The following is a 16501-nucleotide window of genomic DNA, read 5'->3' as shown; positions in this document are numbered from 1 at the left end:
GTCAGAGGGACCTAGCATTTAAAAGCGCCGTTCGGGCGCGCGGCGCCCCGGCGTCACTTCCGCGTCGAACCAGCCGCCTTCTGCTTGGACTTTTTGATCCCTTCGAGTTTCCTGATCTCGCGGGGGAGGATCTGTTCGATCACGAAGCTGAACGCGTGGAGCCGAACGGAGCCGCCCCGATCGAGCTTCTCGGCGTCCGCCTTCAGGGTCGCGAGCAGCCGCCGCGCTTGCTCCAGGTTGAGGAGGCGCCCGGCAGGCTGTAGCGTACCCAGGATCGCTCCGCGTCGCAGATCGGTCAGCGTGGCATGCGCGAGCCCGAGCTTCTCGATCGTCGTCTTCGCGGCATCATCCTTTTCATCGGCTGGAGAGATTTCTCCGCGGTGATTGAATGAAAACCTCGCGGAGCATCCCGGGTCCAGCGGCGAAACAAAGAGGTGTTTCTCCTCCGGTGACGGCCAGCTCTTCTTGGTTACGGCCCCGAACGGCGGCTCGAATCCACAATTGGGCCGGGGCCAGCACGCGACGAGGTTGCCGTAGTCGGCGTCTTGCCCGTAGATGCAGTGCTTCTGCGGAGTCACGTGCTCGAGGTGGAAGTCCACCTTCCTCGGTTCCGAGGAGGCGTCGAGCCGGATCTGGATGCCGGTATATGCGCAGATCCCTCCCTGCTCCGCAAAAAGCCCGTCTTCGACGGCTGGCAGCGCCGACGTGTCGCGGCGCAGCTCCTCATACGTGCACTTCATCCCTTCGCCGGGATCCTTGGTGAGCCGTTTGGCGCGCCACTCGACGAAGGCGCTCGGCGGTGGACGCTTCTTAATCGTCCGCACGGCCGGTCCCCTCGTCGTCCCCCTCTTCGGCCAGCGCTTCGAGCGTCTCCAGGCTGCTCTCCAGCCGCACGAGCTCTCCCGTCTCCCCGTCGAGCAGGGCGCGCAGCTCGCGCAGCTTGCTTCGCGCGGCTTCCAGATGGCCCTCTGCGAGCGCCTCCTCCACGTCCCGCTGGAGCGTCCGGGAGGCCTTCGTCTCGCTCGTGGCCCCGGTCATCACGTGGTCGAGGATCCAGTTCGAATCGGCGCCGAATGCGACCGGAGGCAACGTCACGCCCTCGGCGCCGAGCAAGCGCACCTCTTCGCGTTTGAGCTCGCCGATGACCTGGGGAGAATGGGAGGTGCAGACGAACTGGATCGCGGGAAAGGTGCGCTTGAGGTCTGCCGCCACGCGGCGCTGCCAGCGGGGATGCAGGTGCACGTCGAGCTCGTCGATCAGGACGACGCCGGGCGTCTCCCGCAGCAGGCGCGGGAGCGGCTCGTCCTCGGGGCCGAGCTCGTCGGGCGGGAGGAGAAACGCGTTTTGCGTGACCGCCTTGATGGCGAGATCCGCGACCAGGGCGAACATCATGCGTTGCCCGGCGCTCAGGTTGTCGAAGGGCTGCGCCTCGCCGCCGATGGAAAGGACGATCTGGTCGAGGTCGGAGTCGAACCAAACGTTGTCCGCCCCGTCCACGCAGCCGAGCACGGCCCGGCGCACGACCTCGAAGCCGGGACGCATGCGGCCCTTGCGGCTCGCAGATGCGGTGACCTCGCGGCGAAACCACTCGTTGAGATCCCCGAACCGGATCCGCTCGTTGAAGCAATCGTAAAAGGCGGCCCAGCGGCGGGCAGGGCCGTGGAGCTTGGTGTCCTTCTGGATTCGCTGATTCGAGGGTAACCACGCGCGGCCCGCGCCGTAATAAGCGAGCACCGGGAGGACGACATGCTCCCCGGCCGCGTCGCGCTTGTACATGTCCCCGATGATGTCGAGCGCCTGTTTGGACCCCGCGCTGGACGTCCTGCCGCCACTTCCGAGCACACGCTCCCACGCGACACTCTCCACGGGGCCGATCTGGCCGAGCGAAAACACGATGACAGGGAATTGTTCACGGAACTGGATACGATCCCCCTCCAGGGACGGCTCCAGGCGGACCTCGGTCCGCAGGATGTTGCGGCCGCTGTTCCGGACGAGTGTATCGGGGGGGTGCACCAGCCAGATCCCCAGGCTCACCGCGAGCGCATCGAGCAGGCTGGTCTTGCCCGCCCCGTTCTCGCCCACGAGCAGCGTGAACTGCGGATGGAGTCCGAACTCCAGGTGCGCGAACCTCTTGAAGTTATCGATTCCTAAGGTGCGGATTCGCATCGGGCTCCCGGGGGCGTGGGGATCGCTACCACGTGTGTCGTGGTGCTCCAAGAGTACGTCGATCCCGTGTCCACCCCGAGCGGGGCAATGCCCGAGAGAGGGTTGCACCGTCCTGGAGAGGGGATCGCGAGATGCCCGCCAAACAGTTGTATGTGTCCTGAAGAGGGTCGCAAGCCCCCCAGCCGACAGGGGCGCGTGTTCTGGAGGGGGTCGCACCCTCCCCGGCGGACAGGTGCAAGGGTCCTGGAGGAGGGTCACAGGATACCGGCCGACCGTTGCGAGCGCCCTGAAGGCGTGTCGTAGGATACCGCCAGACGGTTGCGACTGTCTTGAGAGAGGGTCGCAGGAGGCCCGCCAGACGGTTGTGACTGTCTTGGAGGAGGGTCGCAGGAGACCGACCGACCGTTGCGCGTGTCCTGGAGAGGGTCGCAGTCTGCCTGGCAGACTGTTGCGCGTGTCCTGGAGAGGGTTGCAGGATGCCCGCCCGTCGGTCGTACCTCGAACCCCAAGCTGTCCCGACCCAGGCTCCCCTTCTTGCGACCCTATCTTGGCGGGCTCTTGACCCGGACCGCAATGTCAGCACTGCGACCCGCGTGACCCCAGCAGAAGCTACCTGCGGGGCCCGTTTTCACGGCGTTCGCCCCTGCTTCCCCTGGAGGCTGGGATTTTGCATCGTCGCCGCGGCGCCGCGGGCCCGCCCCCCGGGCACGGGCGCGGCCCCTTGCTTTCCTTGGAGACCCCATGAACCTGTTTCGAACCGTTCGTCGTCCCCTGAGCCTCCTCGCCACAGCGGGCCTCTTCGCGCTGCTCCTCGCCGACAGCGCAGAGGAGCAGTGTGCGCAGTCGTCCTTCGACCGCACCTTCGACATCACCACGACCTGCGGCGGTACCCTCAGCGGTCGCATCCGCATCCAGGGCTCCATGCAGGTGGGCGTGAGCGCGGATGTGGCGAGCCTGCCGGCCACCAAGGTCTCGGGCGACGTCGCCCCGGTCTCCGGGGGCGTGATCGGTTCGTGCAGCGGTGAGGACGAACCGTTCGTGAGCACGGGCGTCACCCTCAAGCTCCCGGCCTCCGCGACCGGCGATACGGGCGGCGGCGGCGCGGGGGGCGGCGGCGGCGCGGGCGGCGCGGCGCCCGGCTTCGTGGCCACGTGCAAGGTCGACTTGAAGACGCAGCTCGGAAAGGACGTGTCGTGCGCCGTCGACGACGGCACGGGTGTCGACGCCGGCACGTGCACGGTGCGCCTCACGGCCGTGAAATGACGGACGTCATGCGCCCGAAAGGGCTCGCCGCGTGGATGGCGCTGAGCTTCCTCGGCGGCGCGGCCGTGATGAACGGCGAGATCGCCGCGGGCAGGCTGCTCGCGCCGCACCTGGGGACGAGCACCACGACGTGGGCGATGCTCATCGGCACGGTGCTCGGGAGCCTCGCGCTCGGGAGCCTGCTCGGCGGGTGGCTCAGCGCGCGCGGCGCGGCCTCGTGGTGGATCGTGCGGCTGATGCTCTTGTCGGCGCTGCTCTTCGCGGCGCTGCCGCGCGTGGTGCCGTGGGTGCTCGCGTCGAGCCTCGCGCGCTTCCGCGCGGGCAGCGCCGCCTCGCTCGGGTTGCTCGCGGCCCTCACGGCCCTCGCCATTGCGCTCCCCATCGGCTCGCTGGGGGCGGTGCCTCCGCTCGTGATGCACGCGGCGGGGGAGGCGGACGGCGTCGAGGCAAAAGGGAAGCTCGGCCGCCTCGCGGGGCGGCTCTCGGCAATGGGGACCCTCGGCAGCCTCGTGGGCACGTTCGGCGCGGGGCTCGTGCTGCTGCCTTGGCTGGGGACACGCGCGACGTTCGACGTGGCCGCGGTGCTGCTTTCGGGGAGCGCCGCGGTGTTCGGCGTTCGCGCCCGCGCGCGCCGGGAGGCGATCGTCGGGGTCTTGGCCTCGTTGCTGACCGTGGCGCTGGCCTTCGCGCCGCTTTCCACGCCCGCGCCCGCGCAGGGACGGCTGCTCTGGGCCGGCGAGTCGCTCCATAACCACATTGTGGTGGTCGAGCGGGGCGGTGAGCGGCAGATCCGGGTCAATGACGGGTTTGCCGTGCAATCGTTCGCGCGCCTCGACGGCGAGCTGCCCGTGCGCGACGTGTGGGCCTACTACGCCATGGCGCCGAGTTATGGGACCCGGCCGAGCCCCGAGCGCGTGCTGCTCCTGGGGCTCGGCGGCGGCACGTCCGCGGAGGTGTTCCGGCGGCTCTACCCGGCGGCGGCGGTCGTGGGCGTGGAACTCGATGCGGCCGTGGTGGAGGCGGGCCGCACGTGGCTAGGCTTCGATTTGCCGGGGGCCTCCGTGATCATTGATGACGCGCGCCCCTTCCTCGAAGCCGAGGCCCAGCGCGCGCCGGGGCAAAAGGACGTCATCGTGCTCGACGCGTTCCAGTTCCCGTACGTGCCGTTCCAGCTCGCGACAACGGAGTTTTTCGCGGCGGCGCGGCGTTGCCTCGCGCCGGGCGGCGTGCTCCTGGTGAATGCGGGCCGTCATGGCGAGGAGCGTGGCGTGGTGCACGCGCTCGCGCGTACGATGGCGCAGGTCTTCCCGCACGTGCAGGCGGCGGATCCGCCGGGGCGATCGAATACGATCCTGGTGGCGACCGTGCACGCGCCCGCCGAGGCGGTCGGGGTCGCGGGGCTCTCGGTCTCGGCGCGGACGGCCACGGTGCTGCGGGATCTCGCCGGGCGCCACGCCCCGATGCAGCCGGCGTCCTTTCCTGCGAGCACGCCGGTGTTGACCGACGATCATGCGCCGGTCGAGTGGCTCACGGACAGGATCATCTGGCGTGCGCTCTGAGCCCCGGGAGCGCGGCGACGTCCCGGGCCGGGCGCTTTTGCATCCGTGGTCGTGGCTCGCGGGGGCAGCGCTTGTATTGAATGTCTTCTGGTTGCGACGCAGGCACCCGGGGGTGGTGAGCGGCAAGCTCTCGGATCTGGCGATTTGTTTTCTCTTGCCGGTGTTCCTGGTGGCCGCGGCGGAATGGTCGCTCGTGCTTGCGCGGCTTTGTGGCGCCCGCGTGGGGCTCGGCGTGGGGCGCCGTGGAATCTGGGTTTCGTGCGGCGTGACCGTGGCGTACTTCGCGCTGCTGAAGACGTGGCCTGCGTTCACGGGCGTGCACCGGGCGCTCCTCGGGGTGCTGGATATGCCGTTCGGGGGGGGGAGGTCGTTCCGGAACCTGGCGGATCCGATGGATCTGGTGGCGCTCGTGATGGTGCCGCTCAGCGCGTGGCATCTCATGCGGGGGGCGGAGCGGGGCGGGGACGCGGAGACGCGTGGATAGAAGATAGCGCTCGTCCTTGCCTTCCCACCCCGGAGATAGGGACTCCTGGCGGCCACTCGGTTGGCCAAACGCAGACGTGTGTTGTTTTCGCTGCTGGGTGGTACGATTGGTCGCGGGATGGGGAGGATCGGGCATTCACCGCACCGGGCAGGTAGCCCCGAGCGGGCAGGGTTCCTGATTTTCTTCCTCACGCTTCTCGTCAGCGAGGGCGCCCGCGCCGAGCCGAGCGTTGAGCTCGCGGGTTCCGTCGGCTTCGGCGTGCTTGCTGCTGGCATCCCCGCGGGCCGATTCGTGATCAGCCCGAGCGCGAGCCTCGGCCTTGGCGGCAAGCGCGGGTTCTTCGTCGCACGCGACACGGTCTCGTTCCTCGGCGCGAGCGGCGGACGGTTCGGGATCAACAACGAGACCACCGTCGGCGGCGGTCTCTCCTGGGAGCACGTGAACGTGAGCGCAGGGCTCTCGCTCGCGGCGTACTCGCTCCCGATTTGCGGCCCGCGGCTCTGCGGCCAGGTGCGCGGCTTTGCCCCAGGGGCGGGCGCACGGCTCGACTTGTTCGGCCCGTACCTCTCCGGACGTCTCGGCGTTTCGGTGGACTGCGCCGCCGCCTGGATCATGGGCTCCGCATCTCCCGTGTGGCGCGGCGTCTCGGTGCGTTGCTCCGCGGGGCCCATCTTTCGGTTTGGATCTCACCATTGACCCATGAGAAAGGATCTTCCCGTGCGTACGCTGTTCGGCTCGATAACTTCTCTCCTCCTGATGCTCGTGGCCGGGTGCAACACCGTCGACCCGGACGAATGCTGGGTCAACACGTCGGGCGGCCTCGGCGACGAGGAGCCGATCCCGATCGGCGCCGGGGTCGGCGCGACGAGCTCGGGCGATTTTGGCACCCCGCCCGCGGGGGAGCCGCTCGCGGCCGAAGCAACCGAGAACCCGTGCGTGGCGATGGGGTCGGTCACCGTCGTGAGCTTCAGTCCGTCGGAGTTCCCGTTCGTCACCATCGTCCAGGATGACGGCACGGGCCCGGCCGGCGGGTGGCAAGAGGCGAAGGCAAACCTGGAGTTCATCAAGAAGCGACGCGGAGGCGGCAGCACATGGTCCTGCGCCATCACCATCCAAATGCCGCTCCGAGCCGAAGCTTATGGGAAAATTTCGGCGAGCCGTGCGGCCGGCTTCAGCGTCGACGTCACGGAGGACGTCGCCTACGGCATGGACTACAGCCTCCCGCCAGGGATCTTCTGCGAAAAATTCCGCATAGGCGCGGATGTAGCGTTCAAGTCGATGTACCCGAACCTCGGCTCCAGGGTGTTGAAATGAAAACCACAACTCGCTCCGAGTTGCTCGCGCTCATCTACCGCTTCTATCCGCGGGGCGTGCATAACTTCGACCGCATGTATGTCCCTCCCGGCGAGCCCTTCTACGACGATACGGAGGAGCACCGCCGCCTGGTGGAAGCCTCGAACCGCGGGCGAGCAGAGTACCCGACATGGAAGGCGATGATCCGCCGCCTGGGGGATCGATACAGCCTCCAAAACGAGTCGCTCCATCTGTTCTCGGGGGGGCCCGACCCTGCCTACTCAGCCCGCATCTGGCTCACCAAGCAAACGGCGCTGAGCTTCCACGTGTCCCTGCTCGGGCCCTACTACGGGATCCACCTCCCTGGTCTCGCCGAGGAGGAGCCAGTGGCGCGCGAGGTCGCGCGGGAGATCGAGGCCACGTACCCCGGATATCACAAGATCCCGCCGGAACTCGGCAATGAAGTCGTGCCAGACGTGGCGGCCGGGGTGGTAGGGTTCGGAGAGGCGACGATCGATGTCTGCCTTTTCTCGGAAGTCTGGACCTGGGTTCGCCCGGTGTAGCCCTTGCCTGGCACACCCCCGAAACGGCGCCCCGCCCACCCGATCCTGGGGGCGGCGCACACGCCATGCCCGGGGCGCCCCAGGGCCGCCGCCGTGACCTCGCCTCGGTGAGCACCCCCGCTTTGCTTTTGGGTGCCAGTACGAGCGATCATGCCCGTGCATGGTTCCCTCCAAGTCGGGCACGGCACTCGTGCAGCGCCAGCCGGTCCTCCGCGAAGGGGAGCCCGCGCTCGGGGTCCGTCGAGGAGAGGCGCCCCTCTTGGTCGTGAAGGCCCACCTCCGCACCACCGACCCCGACGAACTGCTCCCCGCCTTCTCCCGCCTCTACCCGGGCGCGACGCTCCGGCCCCTGGCAGGGACCGCCTTCCGGTGTGATCTCGGTCTGACCTCGGCCGGGCCCGTGACGTTCGTGGCGGGGGACTGGGACCTCGGCGGCCGGATCGAGGCGGCCGCCCTCGGCGATCGGTACGCGCTGGTGTTTGCCGGGGAAGGCAGCGGCGACGGGGAGGTGGAGATCCGGAGCCGGCGGCTTTTGATCGCTCCGGGAACGCGGGCCGCGCTCTTCGTTCCCGGGCGGCCGGCGAACCTCCGGCTGCCCATGGGGTCGAAGGGCCGGACCCTCACCATCGAGCGAGCCGCGCTCGATGCGCATTTCACCATGCTCACCGGCCACGCGAACCGCGGCCCGATCGCCTTCGACCCCGAGCTGGATCTCACCACGGGCGACGGCGCGACGCTCCACGGGATCGTGCGGTTGCTCCGGGAGGAGATCGCGCGCCCCGCGGCCTCGCCGTTCGTCCGGCCGCGGCTCTTCGACGTGCTCCTCACCGCGCTCGTGACCATTCCTCGCCACGACGGCTTGCGGCTGCTCGAGCTTCCGCCCCCGCGCGTCGCCCCCGCGGTCGTGCGCCGGGCCGAGGAGTACATCGCGGCGCACGTCGGCGAGGCGATCCGGCTCTCGGACATCGTCGCCGCCGCGGGCGCGCCGGCCCGCTCGCTCCAGGCGGCGTTTCGCGCGGCGCGGGGCATGACGCCGATCGGGTTTTTGAAGCTCCGGCGGCTCGAACAGGCGCGCCAGATGCTCCTCGCCCCCGAGCCCGGGACGACCGCGGCGCACGTCGCCGCCGCGATGGGCTTCCGTAGCGCGGGGCGGTTCAGCGTCGAGTACAGGAAGCACTTCCGCGAGAGCCCCTCCGAGACGCTCGCGCGCGGACGCGCCTCCGTCGCGCGCTGATCAAAAAACGCAAGGCTGGTCAACAAGCGCAAGGATCTCGCCCTGCCGCCGGGACGGCCATCGCGGGAGCGATCGCGTTTGGGTATCGATGGGTCTTCATGACACACGCCGCTTCCTTGCTGGCCCGGAGGTCGTGGCTCCGCCGCGCATCCGCCTCCCCCGGATCCGTGGATCAACCCAAAGGCGCGGAGATGCGCTAGGAGAGTTCCATGGTGGGGTGGCCGGGTGGTGCGCTTCGGCTTGTCCAGACACGCCATCGGGGGGAAGGGCCCTCGCGCGTCGTGCAGGCGCCGGGGGCGGGGCTTGCGCGGGCCCAGCTCGTGCGCACCCGCGACGTCGGCGAGGCCCGGGAGGTCTTCAGCCGCGTGTACGCGGGGGCGACCCTCGAGCCCATGCGCGACGCACCCTTCGCCTGTGCGCTGGAGGTCGTCTCCTTCGGCGCAACCCGTGTCGTGAAGGGCGACTGGACCGGCGGAGGGCAGGCCTCCCTGTCGGACCTCGGGGAGCATTACGTCCTGTCGCTCTCGGCCGGTGGCGTGAGCGCCGGTGACCACGCAGGCGAGCCCTTCCGCGTCGTGCCGGGCCGGCGGGGCGCGTTGTTCTCACCAGGGCGCTCCTGCGTTCTCGATGTCGACGCGGAGTTTCACGGGCGGACCCTCGTGATCGATCGCGGAGTGCTCGACGCCCATTTCGCGACGCTCACGGGCACTGCGCCGCGCGGCCCGATCTGCTTCGAGGTGGCGCTCGACCTCGAGGACGGACCGGGCCGCACGGTCCACGAGGTCGCAGAGCTCTTCCGCCGCGAGATCGAGCCGCCATGGGCCTCGCCGATGCTGCTCTCGGCGCTGCGTGGTGCGCTCTTCACGAGCCTCCTGGTGCACACCCGGCACAACCAATCGGCGAGCCTCGATGCGCCGCAGCCGCGCGTGGCCCCGGCGTGCGTCCGCAAGGCGGAAGAATACATGGCCGCGCACGCCGCGGAGCCCGTCGACCTGGCCGACGTCGTCGCCGCGGCGGGCGTGCCGGAGCGGTCCCTGCGGGCGGCCTTCGTGGCATGCCGGGGAATGCCGCCGATGGATTTCCTGCGCCTGCGCCGGTTCGAGCTCGCGCGCGGCCACCTGGCCGAGCCCTCGGCCGATACATCGGTCGCGGGCGTCGTGGCTGCGCTCGGGCTCGGTCACCCGGGGCGGTTCAGCATTGAGTACAAGCGCCGGTTCGGCGAGAGCCCCTCCGAGACGTTGTCCGCGGGGCGCGCGGCCGCGGGCCTGCCGCGCCTCCAGCCGCGACGCCGTGCTGGAATGGCACGATGAGCAGGCGAATGCATTCTTCGCGGTAGAGGCATTCCGGCAGCAGCGAGCGGCGGGCCATCGCTGCGGACGCGCCTGTCCAGAATCGGCAGCGATTGTCCACGAACGGCAAGATTGTGCGCGGGCGCATTCTTCGCTGTTGCATCCTCGTCTGGACCGATGATTCTGGATGCGGCTCGCCATTCCCCTCCTTGGCTGCCCCACGATAGGAGTCACCAATGCCGTTAGATCGAGACCTTCCCAAGCGCGAGATTCTGCCGATCCCGGACAGGGCCTATGCCGGCCCGGTGGTGTACAATGCCGCGGACCCGGCTGCCGTCTTCCCTCCCATCCTGCCGATCCGCCCGCCCGAGGGCGCCCCCAACGTACTCATCTTCCTGATCGACGATGTGGGCTTCGGCGCCTCGAGCACGTTCGGGGGGCTCATCGATACCCCGAGAGCCGACGAGCTCGCCGCGAGCGGCCTCAAGTTCAACCGTTTCCATACGGCAGCTCTGTGCAGCCCGACGCGCGCCGCCTTGCTGACAGGCCGCAACCCCCACTCCGTCGGCATGGGGTGCATCACCGAGATGGCGACCTCGGCGCCCGGCTCCACCTCGATCATCCCCAACAGCGCCGCCTCGATCGCCAAGATACTCCGATACAACGGCTACTCGACGGCTCAGTTCGGCAAGTGCCACGAGGTGCCCGTCTGGGAAACCGGCACCACGGGGCCCTTCGACCACTGGCCCACCTACATGGGCTTCGAGAAGTTCTATGGTTTCGTCGCCGGCGAGACCAACCAGTACTACCCCACTCTCTACGATGGGACGACCTACATCGAAATGCCCGAGCGCGGGAACTACCACCTGACCACGGATCTGGCCGATCAGGCCATCAAGTGGATCGAGACGCAGAAGTCCCTCGCGCCGGACAAGCCCTTCTTCATGTATTTCGCGCCCGGCGCGACCCATGCGCCCCACCAGGTCCCGGCAGAGTGGAGTGATCAGTTCAAAGGGAAATTCGACGAAGGCTGGGACGCTGTGCGCCTCGCCATTTACAAGGAACAAAAAAAGATTGGCGTCATTCCGAAGAACGCGGAGCTGCCGCCGCCCAACGCCGGGGTTCCAGCCTGGGACGAAATGCCCGCCGACATCAAAGATGCCCTGAAGCGCGAGATGGAAATCTACGCTGGCTTCCTCAAACATACCGACCACCAGATCGGCAGGGTGATCGATACGCTCAAGGAGCTCGGCATCTTCGAGAACACGCTCATCCTCTACATCCTCGGCGACAACGGCGCTTCCGCCGAAGGCACGTTTCTCGGCACCTTCAACGAGATGATAGGCTTCAACGGCGTCGAGCCACCGGAGGAGGACCAGATCAAGCTCATCAATGACAACATCGACAAGTTCGGCACCAAGGAAGCGTACAATCACTATGCCGTCGGCTGGGCCCAGGCCATGTGCACGCCGTATCAGTGGACCAAGCAAGTCGCCAGCCACTTCGGCGGCACGCGCAACGGCATGGTCGTCCATTGGCCAGCGGGCATCCACGAGAAGGGCGGGCTGCGGAGCCAGTTCACGTACGTGACCGATGTGCTTCCGACGATCCTCGAAGCGATCGGCCTGCCGGAGCCGCTCAGCGTCGATGGCGTGCTGCAGAAGCCCATCGAGGGGACGAGCTTCTTGTACACGTTCAATGACGCAGACGCGTCCGAGCGCCACAAGACCCAGTACTTCGAGGTGTTTGGCAACCGTGGCATCTACCATGAAGGCTGGACCGCCGTCACCCTCCACGCGAAGCCCTGGGACTTCTACAACTTGCCGGACTACGCAAAGGATGTCTGGGAGCTCTACTTCACGTACAACGATCGCAAGGACACGATCGATCTGGCGGAGGACTGGACCCAGGCACGAAATCTCGCCGCAGACATGCCCGAGAAGCTGGAGGAGCTGAAGAACCTTTTTCAGATCAATGCGGCCCGCTACAACGTCTTTCCCCTCGACGACCGAAAGATCGAGCGCATGCCCTCGGGGCCGGCCGACCAGGAGGCGAACTCCCACCGCCAGAGGTACGTCGACGGCAGTTTCGTCGCCGACCCGTGCGTGATCAACACCTTCAACCGCTCCTTCATGATCACCGCAAAGGTCGAGTTGCCCTACGATGTGACGACCGGCACGACCCGAATGAACGGCGTGATCCTCGCCCGGGGCAACGATTTCGGCGGCTATGGCCTCTATTTCAAGGACGGAGTCCTCACGTACGTCTACAACTACATGGGGACCACGATCCAATACGTTCGAGCAACCTTTCCGGTCGCGAAGGGCACGCACGTGCTCCGCATGGCGTTCGAGTACACCGGCAAGGAGTCCGGCGAGGGCGGCAATGTGACGCTCTCCGTACAACAACCAGGAGGCGACTTCACCACGATCGGCACGGGCAAGATCGAACTGACCAATCCGGTTCTCTTCAACGTGGACGCCTTCCTGATGGTCGGCAAGAAGACGGGCGGCCCCTTGTGCCCCGAGTTCCAAGGGGACAACCGCTTCAATGGCACCGTGTACTGGGCGGAGATCGAGGTCACGGGCCCACCCGTCCTCGTGAGCCCCGAACACCGCGTGCACGCGCTGATGGCGGTGCAATGACACCTTGACCCGGCCGAACGGGCGGCCCGCTTCCGCGCTCTGCTCTCCCCCAGCGCCGCCACCTGGCCGAGCCCTCGGCCGGTGCGTCGCTGTCCGCGGGGCGCGCGGCCGCGGGCCTTCCGCGCCTCCAGCCGCGACGCCGGCCGTGAACGTTCACGAGTGCTGGCACCTCGTCATCCTGGGACCCGAGGGTGAGGGGCGACCGACACCTACACGAGAGCTTGTGCTGATGACCCATGCCGGGCGCCGGTCAGGAGCCGCAGGCTCACTGGCAGACGCCGCCCTGGGCCGCACCGAAGTTCAGGACCTTGGTCCTGCACGCCGCGCCCTCCGCCGCGGTGATGGTCATGATGACGGGGAAGGAACCCCCACTGCAACTCGTGGGGCTGGACGGCTGCATCACCTGCACACCGCAGTAGCTCTCGAGGCCAAACTGCCCGTCCTGCGTTCCGGCGAGGAGCTCCACGAGCGACATGCCGTTCTCGGAGACTGCCCAGGAAAAGCTGTTCTGGCCCATCACGTTGCTCCCGCAGGGGCCCGGGAAGGAGTAATTGGTGCACCGCCCATCCTTCACGAGCGTCCCAGCCAGCGCGCTTTGCCACGCCGGATTCGGATCGCAGGGACAGACGGCGCAAGCCGGCCCGCAGGTGAGCATGCCACCGCAGCCATCGGGGATGGTGCCGCAGGTCGCTCCCTGGGCCTCGCAGGTGGTGGGGACGCAGGTCTCGCAGTTGACACCCGAGTAGCCGGACGGGCAGGAGCAGACGTAGCCGCCCCCCGACGTCGCGCACGTGCCACCGTTCTGGCACGGCTGCCCCGCGCCGGCGGTGCAGGTCCCGGCCTGGCAGGTGTCCGTCTGCGTGCACGCGTCGCCGTCCGCGCAGGTGGTGCCGTCCGGCGCGTCAGCCACGGCCGGCTGACCGGCGCTGCACGCGGGGACCTTGCAGGGGTCCGCGTCGTCGGGCGGCAGGTCGGTGTCGTCGGCGAGGGTCGTGGTGGCGCCGCTCCCGTCACACACGATCGCGCTGCAATCGCCGGGGGTCTGCATGCCCGCGGGCGTGTTCGCGGGGGTGAAGCTCACGCCGCAGACGCCGGCCTCGCACGTGCGCGCCTTGCATTCGTCGTCGGTGCCCGCGCAATCGGTCGGCGCGTTGCAGCCGACGCACATGCCATTGCCGTCACAGACGAGGTCCTGGCCGCAGGCGGCGCCCGCCGCGATCGGGGGGTTCGACGGCGCGCCCGCGGTGCACACGTCGTCGGTGCAGGCGTTCATGTCGTCGGGCAGGTCGATGTCGTCGTTTTGCTGGGTCGCGGCGCCATTGCCGTCACACACGGCCTGCTTGCAATCGCCGGTCACCTGATCGGGCAAGGCGGTCCCCGCGGCCGTGGGCTTGTGCGTGGGCACGTCGCCCTCGCAGACGTCCTCCGTGCAGGGGTTGCCGTCGTCCTCGGGGGTGCACGCGCCGCCACCCGCGCCACCTTCGCCGCCCGTGCCGCCGCTCCCGCCGCCGCCCATGCCGCCGCTCCCGCCGCCGCCCATGCCGCCGCTGCCCATGCCGCCGCCCTGGTCGATCTGGCTACGGTCGACCGCGGCGATGAGCTCGCAGCCGAGCGAGCCGCCCGCGAGCAGAGCGAGCAATACGGGTGTCATGGATGCCTTCGTCATTCTGAATCTCTCCGTGCAATGCAAGCTTTTCGGCGGCGACTTTTACAGGGCACGTACGGGCACGTCAAGCTGCGTCTCCTCCGTGCGCCGCGCCTCCGTATCTTCGCGAACGCAATTGCGGCGAGGAGGAAGCTTCCCCGTCGCCAGGGGCCCCCGTGACCATTCGCCTGTCCAGAAACGGCAGCGAACTGTCCACGAACGGCAAGATAAGCAGGCGGATGCATTCTTCGTGGTTGCATCCTCACCTGAAGCGATGGTGGCTGACGGCGGATGGACGCTTCGTCATCGATCTCTGCAATGACTCAACCAAGAGCCCGCGCTGATCAAAAAGCGCAAGGCTGGTCAACAAACGCAACGATCTCGCCCTGGCGCCGGAAGGGCTATCGCGGAAATGACGTATGGGTGTAGATTGCGGCCGATGCCGTACGCTCTTCATCGCCGGGACGGAGGTCGTGGCTCCGCCGCGCCTCCGCCGCCGCCGTGTTGCTCCTGCTTGCCGCGTCTTGCGCCCCCGCCGCTCAACGGGCCGTTGGGGCTGGCTGACCTCGTGCTGAAGTAGGCACCGCCTCGCCATTGGCTCCGCGGCACCCGCAGGAAACCCATTGCCCTGTGCTTACCCATCGCTGACGTAGTGCCGGCGCGTCCAGACAGTCCGGTAGAAGGATGCTTCATGATCTCCGCTCGATCTCTCGTTCTCCGCAGGACCCTTCCCTTCCTCTTCTCGACGCTCGCCCTCGGGCTCGTCGCCGGGTGCGACGACGAAAATGGCAGCAGCAGTACCAACAGCAGCAGCAGCAGCAGCAGCAGCAGCTCTTCCTCGGGGAGCGGCGGAGCCGGCGGTGAGGACGTCGGGTTCCGCCTCTCGGGTACGCTGTCGTATGAGTACGTGCCCTTCGACGTCGACCTCGAAAAGCTCGATTATGGCAAGATCGAGAAGCGCCCGATCCGCGGGGCCTCGGTCCGCCTCATCGACGCCGACACCGACGCCGAGATCGCGAAGACGTCCTCCGACGACGAGGGCGCCTACAGCTTCGACTACATGGGGGCCGCCAAAGTGAAGCTTTGGGTCTACGCCGAAACGGAAGCCCCCTCCTTGACCGTCGAGGACAATACGTCAGGAGACGCGGTCTACGTGATGGAGAGCAACACGGCCGATAGCGCCGCGGACGCGAAGCTCGACGTCCTCGCCGCCACGGGCTGGGACGGGACCGCGTACACGAAGACCCGCGCCGCCGCCCCGTTCGCCGTGCTCGATACGGCCTACCTCTCGGCGAAGCGCTTCCTCGACGAGGTTTCGCCTCCTCCCGTGTTCCCTCCGCTCAAATTCAACTGGAGCGTCAACAATCGCCCCGAGGACGGGGACAAAGCCCTGGGCCAGATCGGCACCTCGCATTTCGACGGCGAGGAGCTTTATATCCTCGGCAAGGAAGACGTGGACACCGACGAGTTCGATTCGCACATCACCGTCCACGAGTGGGGCCACTGGTTCAACAAGACGCTCGGCCGTGCGGACACCATCGGAGGCACCCACAGCAGCAGCGATATCGAGGACCCGCGGGTCGCCTTCAGCGAAGGGTTCTGCACCGCCTTGAGCGCGATCGTCCTCGACCCGGACACCACCTACACCGACAGCTCCGGGCCCCAGCAGGCGAGCGGGTTCTCGAATGACGTCGAAATGAACGAGAACAACGTCGAGAAGAACCCGGGCTGGTTCTCGGAGACGACGGTCGAGGGGGTCGTGTATGACCTCTATGACGGGCCGAACGAGCCCTTCGACCAGGTCAGCGTGGGCATCAGCGGCATCTACGCGGCGCTCCGGACCCAGAAGGACAAGCCCTCGTTCACGACGATCTTCTCGTACGTGGCCTCGCTCAAGGAGAACAACCCGCAAGCAGCGGCGGACATCGACGCGGTCACGTCGTTCTACAACGCCAGCGCCGATTTCGGCGTCGACCCCATCGAGGACGAGTGGGGGACGAACGAGACGCATTCCGGCGGCTTCCCCGGGAGCCTGCCGGTCTACAAGGAAGGCGTCGTCGGCAATAGCTACACCGTCGACTTGACCGGCGACACGGAGACCAATCGACTCTCCCAGAACGTCTACGTCCGGATCGAAGGCGACGGGATGTCCATCACCGTCACCTCGACCAGCCCGAGCGACGTCGACCTTGCGGTGTTCAAGGCCGGCGTCCTCGTCACGACCGACGGAAACGTGAGCGGGGAAGAGAGCGTCACGTTTGATTCGGAGGCAGGGACGATCTACGTGCTCTCCGTGCGTGGGTTCAACACCATGCCCGTGTCGTACGGGGCCGAAATCACCATCTCGCACTGAAGACTGA

General features: G+C 67.8%; 13 protein-coding genes. 10 read left to right on the top strand and 3 right to left on the bottom strand.

Annotated elements, in window-relative coordinates:
- Positions 1 to 53: 53 nt before the first annotated feature.
- Together QHF89_RS24285 and QHF89_RS24280 are read right to left on the bottom strand one after the other, a co-directional pair.
- Positions 54 to 824 (bottom strand): TIGR02646 family protein, encoded by a 771-nt coding sequence (locus tag QHF89_RS24285; protein WP_136970251.1) that lies wholly within the window; start codon positions 822 to 824, stop codon positions 54 to 56.
- Entirely contained in the window at positions 811 to 2166 is a 1356-nt protein-coding gene (locus QHF89_RS24280; protein ID WP_136970252.1) for an AAA family ATPase, read from the bottom strand. The genes QHF89_RS24285 and QHF89_RS24280 overlap by 14 nt, the downstream gene beginning before the upstream one ends.
- A gap of 741 nt (positions 2167 to 2907) precedes the next feature.
- Here QHF89_RS24280 and QHF89_RS24275 point away from each other — a divergent pair.
- The 9 genes from QHF89_RS24275 (at position 2908) to QHF89_RS24235 (ending at position 12496) form a co-directional block, all read left to right on the top strand.
- Positions 2908 to 3429, top strand: coding sequence for a hypothetical protein (locus QHF89_RS24275; RefSeq protein ID WP_136970253.1), 522 nt, complete (start codon positions 2908 to 2910; stop codon positions 3427 to 3429).
- Between the two features lie 8 nt (positions 3430 to 3437).
- On the top strand, positions 3438 to 4988 hold the full coding sequence (locus QHF89_RS24270) for a fused MFS/spermidine synthase (RefSeq protein WP_284720886.1): 1551 nt from the start codon (positions 3438 to 3440) through the stop codon (positions 4986 to 4988).
- Positions 4978 to 5472 carry a hypothetical protein gene (locus tag QHF89_RS24265; protein WP_136970255.1) on the top strand — a complete coding sequence of 165 codons (495 nt, stop codon included), beginning with the start codon at positions 4978 to 4980 and terminating at the stop codon, positions 5470 to 5472. The genes QHF89_RS24270 and QHF89_RS24265 overlap by 11 nt, the downstream gene beginning before the upstream one ends.
- Positions 5473 to 5589: 117 nt before the next feature.
- Positions 5590 to 6168 carry a hypothetical protein gene (locus QHF89_RS24260; RefSeq protein ID WP_136970256.1) on the top strand — a complete coding sequence of 193 codons (579 nt, stop codon included), beginning with the start codon at positions 5590 to 5592 and terminating at the stop codon, positions 6166 to 6168.
- A gap of 21 nt (positions 6169 to 6189) precedes the next feature.
- Positions 6190 to 6786, top strand: a complete 597-nt coding sequence (locus QHF89_RS24255) for a hypothetical protein (protein ID WP_136970257.1) — start codon at positions 6190 to 6192, stop codon at positions 6784 to 6786.
- Positions 6783 to 7328: a hypothetical protein gene (locus tag QHF89_RS24250; RefSeq protein ID WP_136970258.1), complete on the top strand. Its 546-nt coding sequence runs from the start codon at positions 6783 to 6785 to the stop codon at positions 7326 to 7328. Before QHF89_RS24255 ends, QHF89_RS24250 begins: the two co-directional genes overlap by 4 nt.
- Before the next feature lie 160 nt (positions 7329 to 7488).
- Entirely contained in the window at positions 7489 to 8562 is a 1074-nt protein-coding gene (locus tag QHF89_RS24245; protein ID WP_136970259.1) for an AraC family transcriptional regulator, read from the top strand.
- A 209-nt stretch (positions 8563 to 8771) separates the two neighbouring features.
- A complete protein-coding gene (locus tag QHF89_RS24240) occupies positions 8772 to 9872 on the top strand; it encodes an AraC family transcriptional regulator (RefSeq protein WP_136970260.1) in 1101 nt (366 codons plus the stop codon).
- Between the two features lie 215 nt (positions 9873 to 10087).
- Complete coding sequence (locus QHF89_RS24235; protein WP_136970261.1) at positions 10088 to 12496, top strand: arylsulfatase; 2409 nt, start codon at positions 10088 to 10090, stop codon at positions 12494 to 12496.
- A 265-nt stretch (positions 12497 to 12761) separates the two neighbouring features.
- On the opposite strand, the gene QHF89_RS24230 is transcribed toward QHF89_RS24235, so the two are convergent.
- Positions 12762 to 14147 carry a calcium-binding EGF-like domain-containing protein gene (locus QHF89_RS24230; RefSeq protein WP_284720885.1) on the bottom strand — a complete coding sequence of 462 codons (1386 nt, stop codon included), beginning with the start codon at positions 14145 to 14147 and terminating at the stop codon, positions 12762 to 12764.
- Positions 14148 to 14832: 685 nt separating this feature from the next.
- On the opposite strand from QHF89_RS24230, the gene QHF89_RS24225 reads away from it, so the two are divergent.
- The gene (locus QHF89_RS24225; protein WP_136970264.1) at positions 14833 to 16494 is read left to right on the top strand and encodes a hypothetical protein; all 1662 of its coding nucleotides are present in this window, start codon (positions 14833 to 14835) and stop codon (positions 16492 to 16494) included.
- Positions 16495 to 16501 lie beyond the last annotated feature (7 nt).

This window comes from Polyangium sorediatum (assembly GCF_029946465.1).
Lineage (GTDB): Bacteria > Myxococcota_A > Polyangia > Polyangiales > Polyangiaceae > Polyangium > Polyangium fumosum.
Note: the sequence above shows the minus strand (reverse complement) of the source record. Positions and strands in the feature narration are given on the sequence as shown.

What these genes read in the sequence shown, in the direction of transcription:
- QHF89_RS24280 (WP_136970252.1), bottom strand. Translation starts at nt 2,166, where the DNA reads ATGCGAATCCGCACCTTAGGAATCGATAACTTCAAGAGGTTCGCGCAC.
- QHF89_RS24270 (WP_284720886.1), top strand. Translation starts at nt 3,438, where the DNA reads ATGCGCCCGAAAGGGCTCGCCGCGTGGATGGCGCTGAGCTTCCTCGGC.
- QHF89_RS24245 (WP_136970259.1), top strand. Translation starts at nt 7,489, where the DNA reads ATGGTTCCCTCCAAGTCGGGCACGGCACTCGTGCAGCGCCAGCCGGTC.
- QHF89_RS24230 (WP_284720885.1), bottom strand. Translation starts at nt 14,147, where the DNA reads ATGACACCCGTATTGCTCGCTCTGCTCGCGGGCGGCTCGCTCGGCTGC.
- QHF89_RS24225 (WP_136970264.1), top strand. Translation starts at nt 14,833, where the DNA reads ATGATCTCCGCTCGATCTCTCGTTCTCCGCAGGACCCTTCCCTTCCTC.
- QHF89_RS24260 (WP_136970256.1), top strand. Translation starts at nt 5,590, where the DNA reads ATGGGGAGGATCGGGCATTCACCGCACCGGGCAGGTAGCCCCGAGCGG.
- QHF89_RS24275 (WP_136970253.1), top strand. Translation starts at nt 2,908, where the DNA reads ATGAACCTGTTTCGAACCGTTCGTCGTCCCCTGAGCCTCCTCGCCACA.
- QHF89_RS24235 (WP_136970261.1), top strand. Translation starts at nt 10,088, where the DNA reads ATGCCGTTAGATCGAGACCTTCCCAAGCGCGAGATTCTGCCGATCCCG.
- QHF89_RS24250 (WP_136970258.1), top strand. Translation starts at nt 6,783, where the DNA reads ATGAAAACCACAACTCGCTCCGAGTTGCTCGCGCTCATCTACCGCTTC.
- QHF89_RS24240 (WP_136970260.1), top strand. Translation starts at nt 8,772, where the DNA reads ATGGTGGGGTGGCCGGGTGGTGCGCTTCGGCTTGTCCAGACACGCCAT.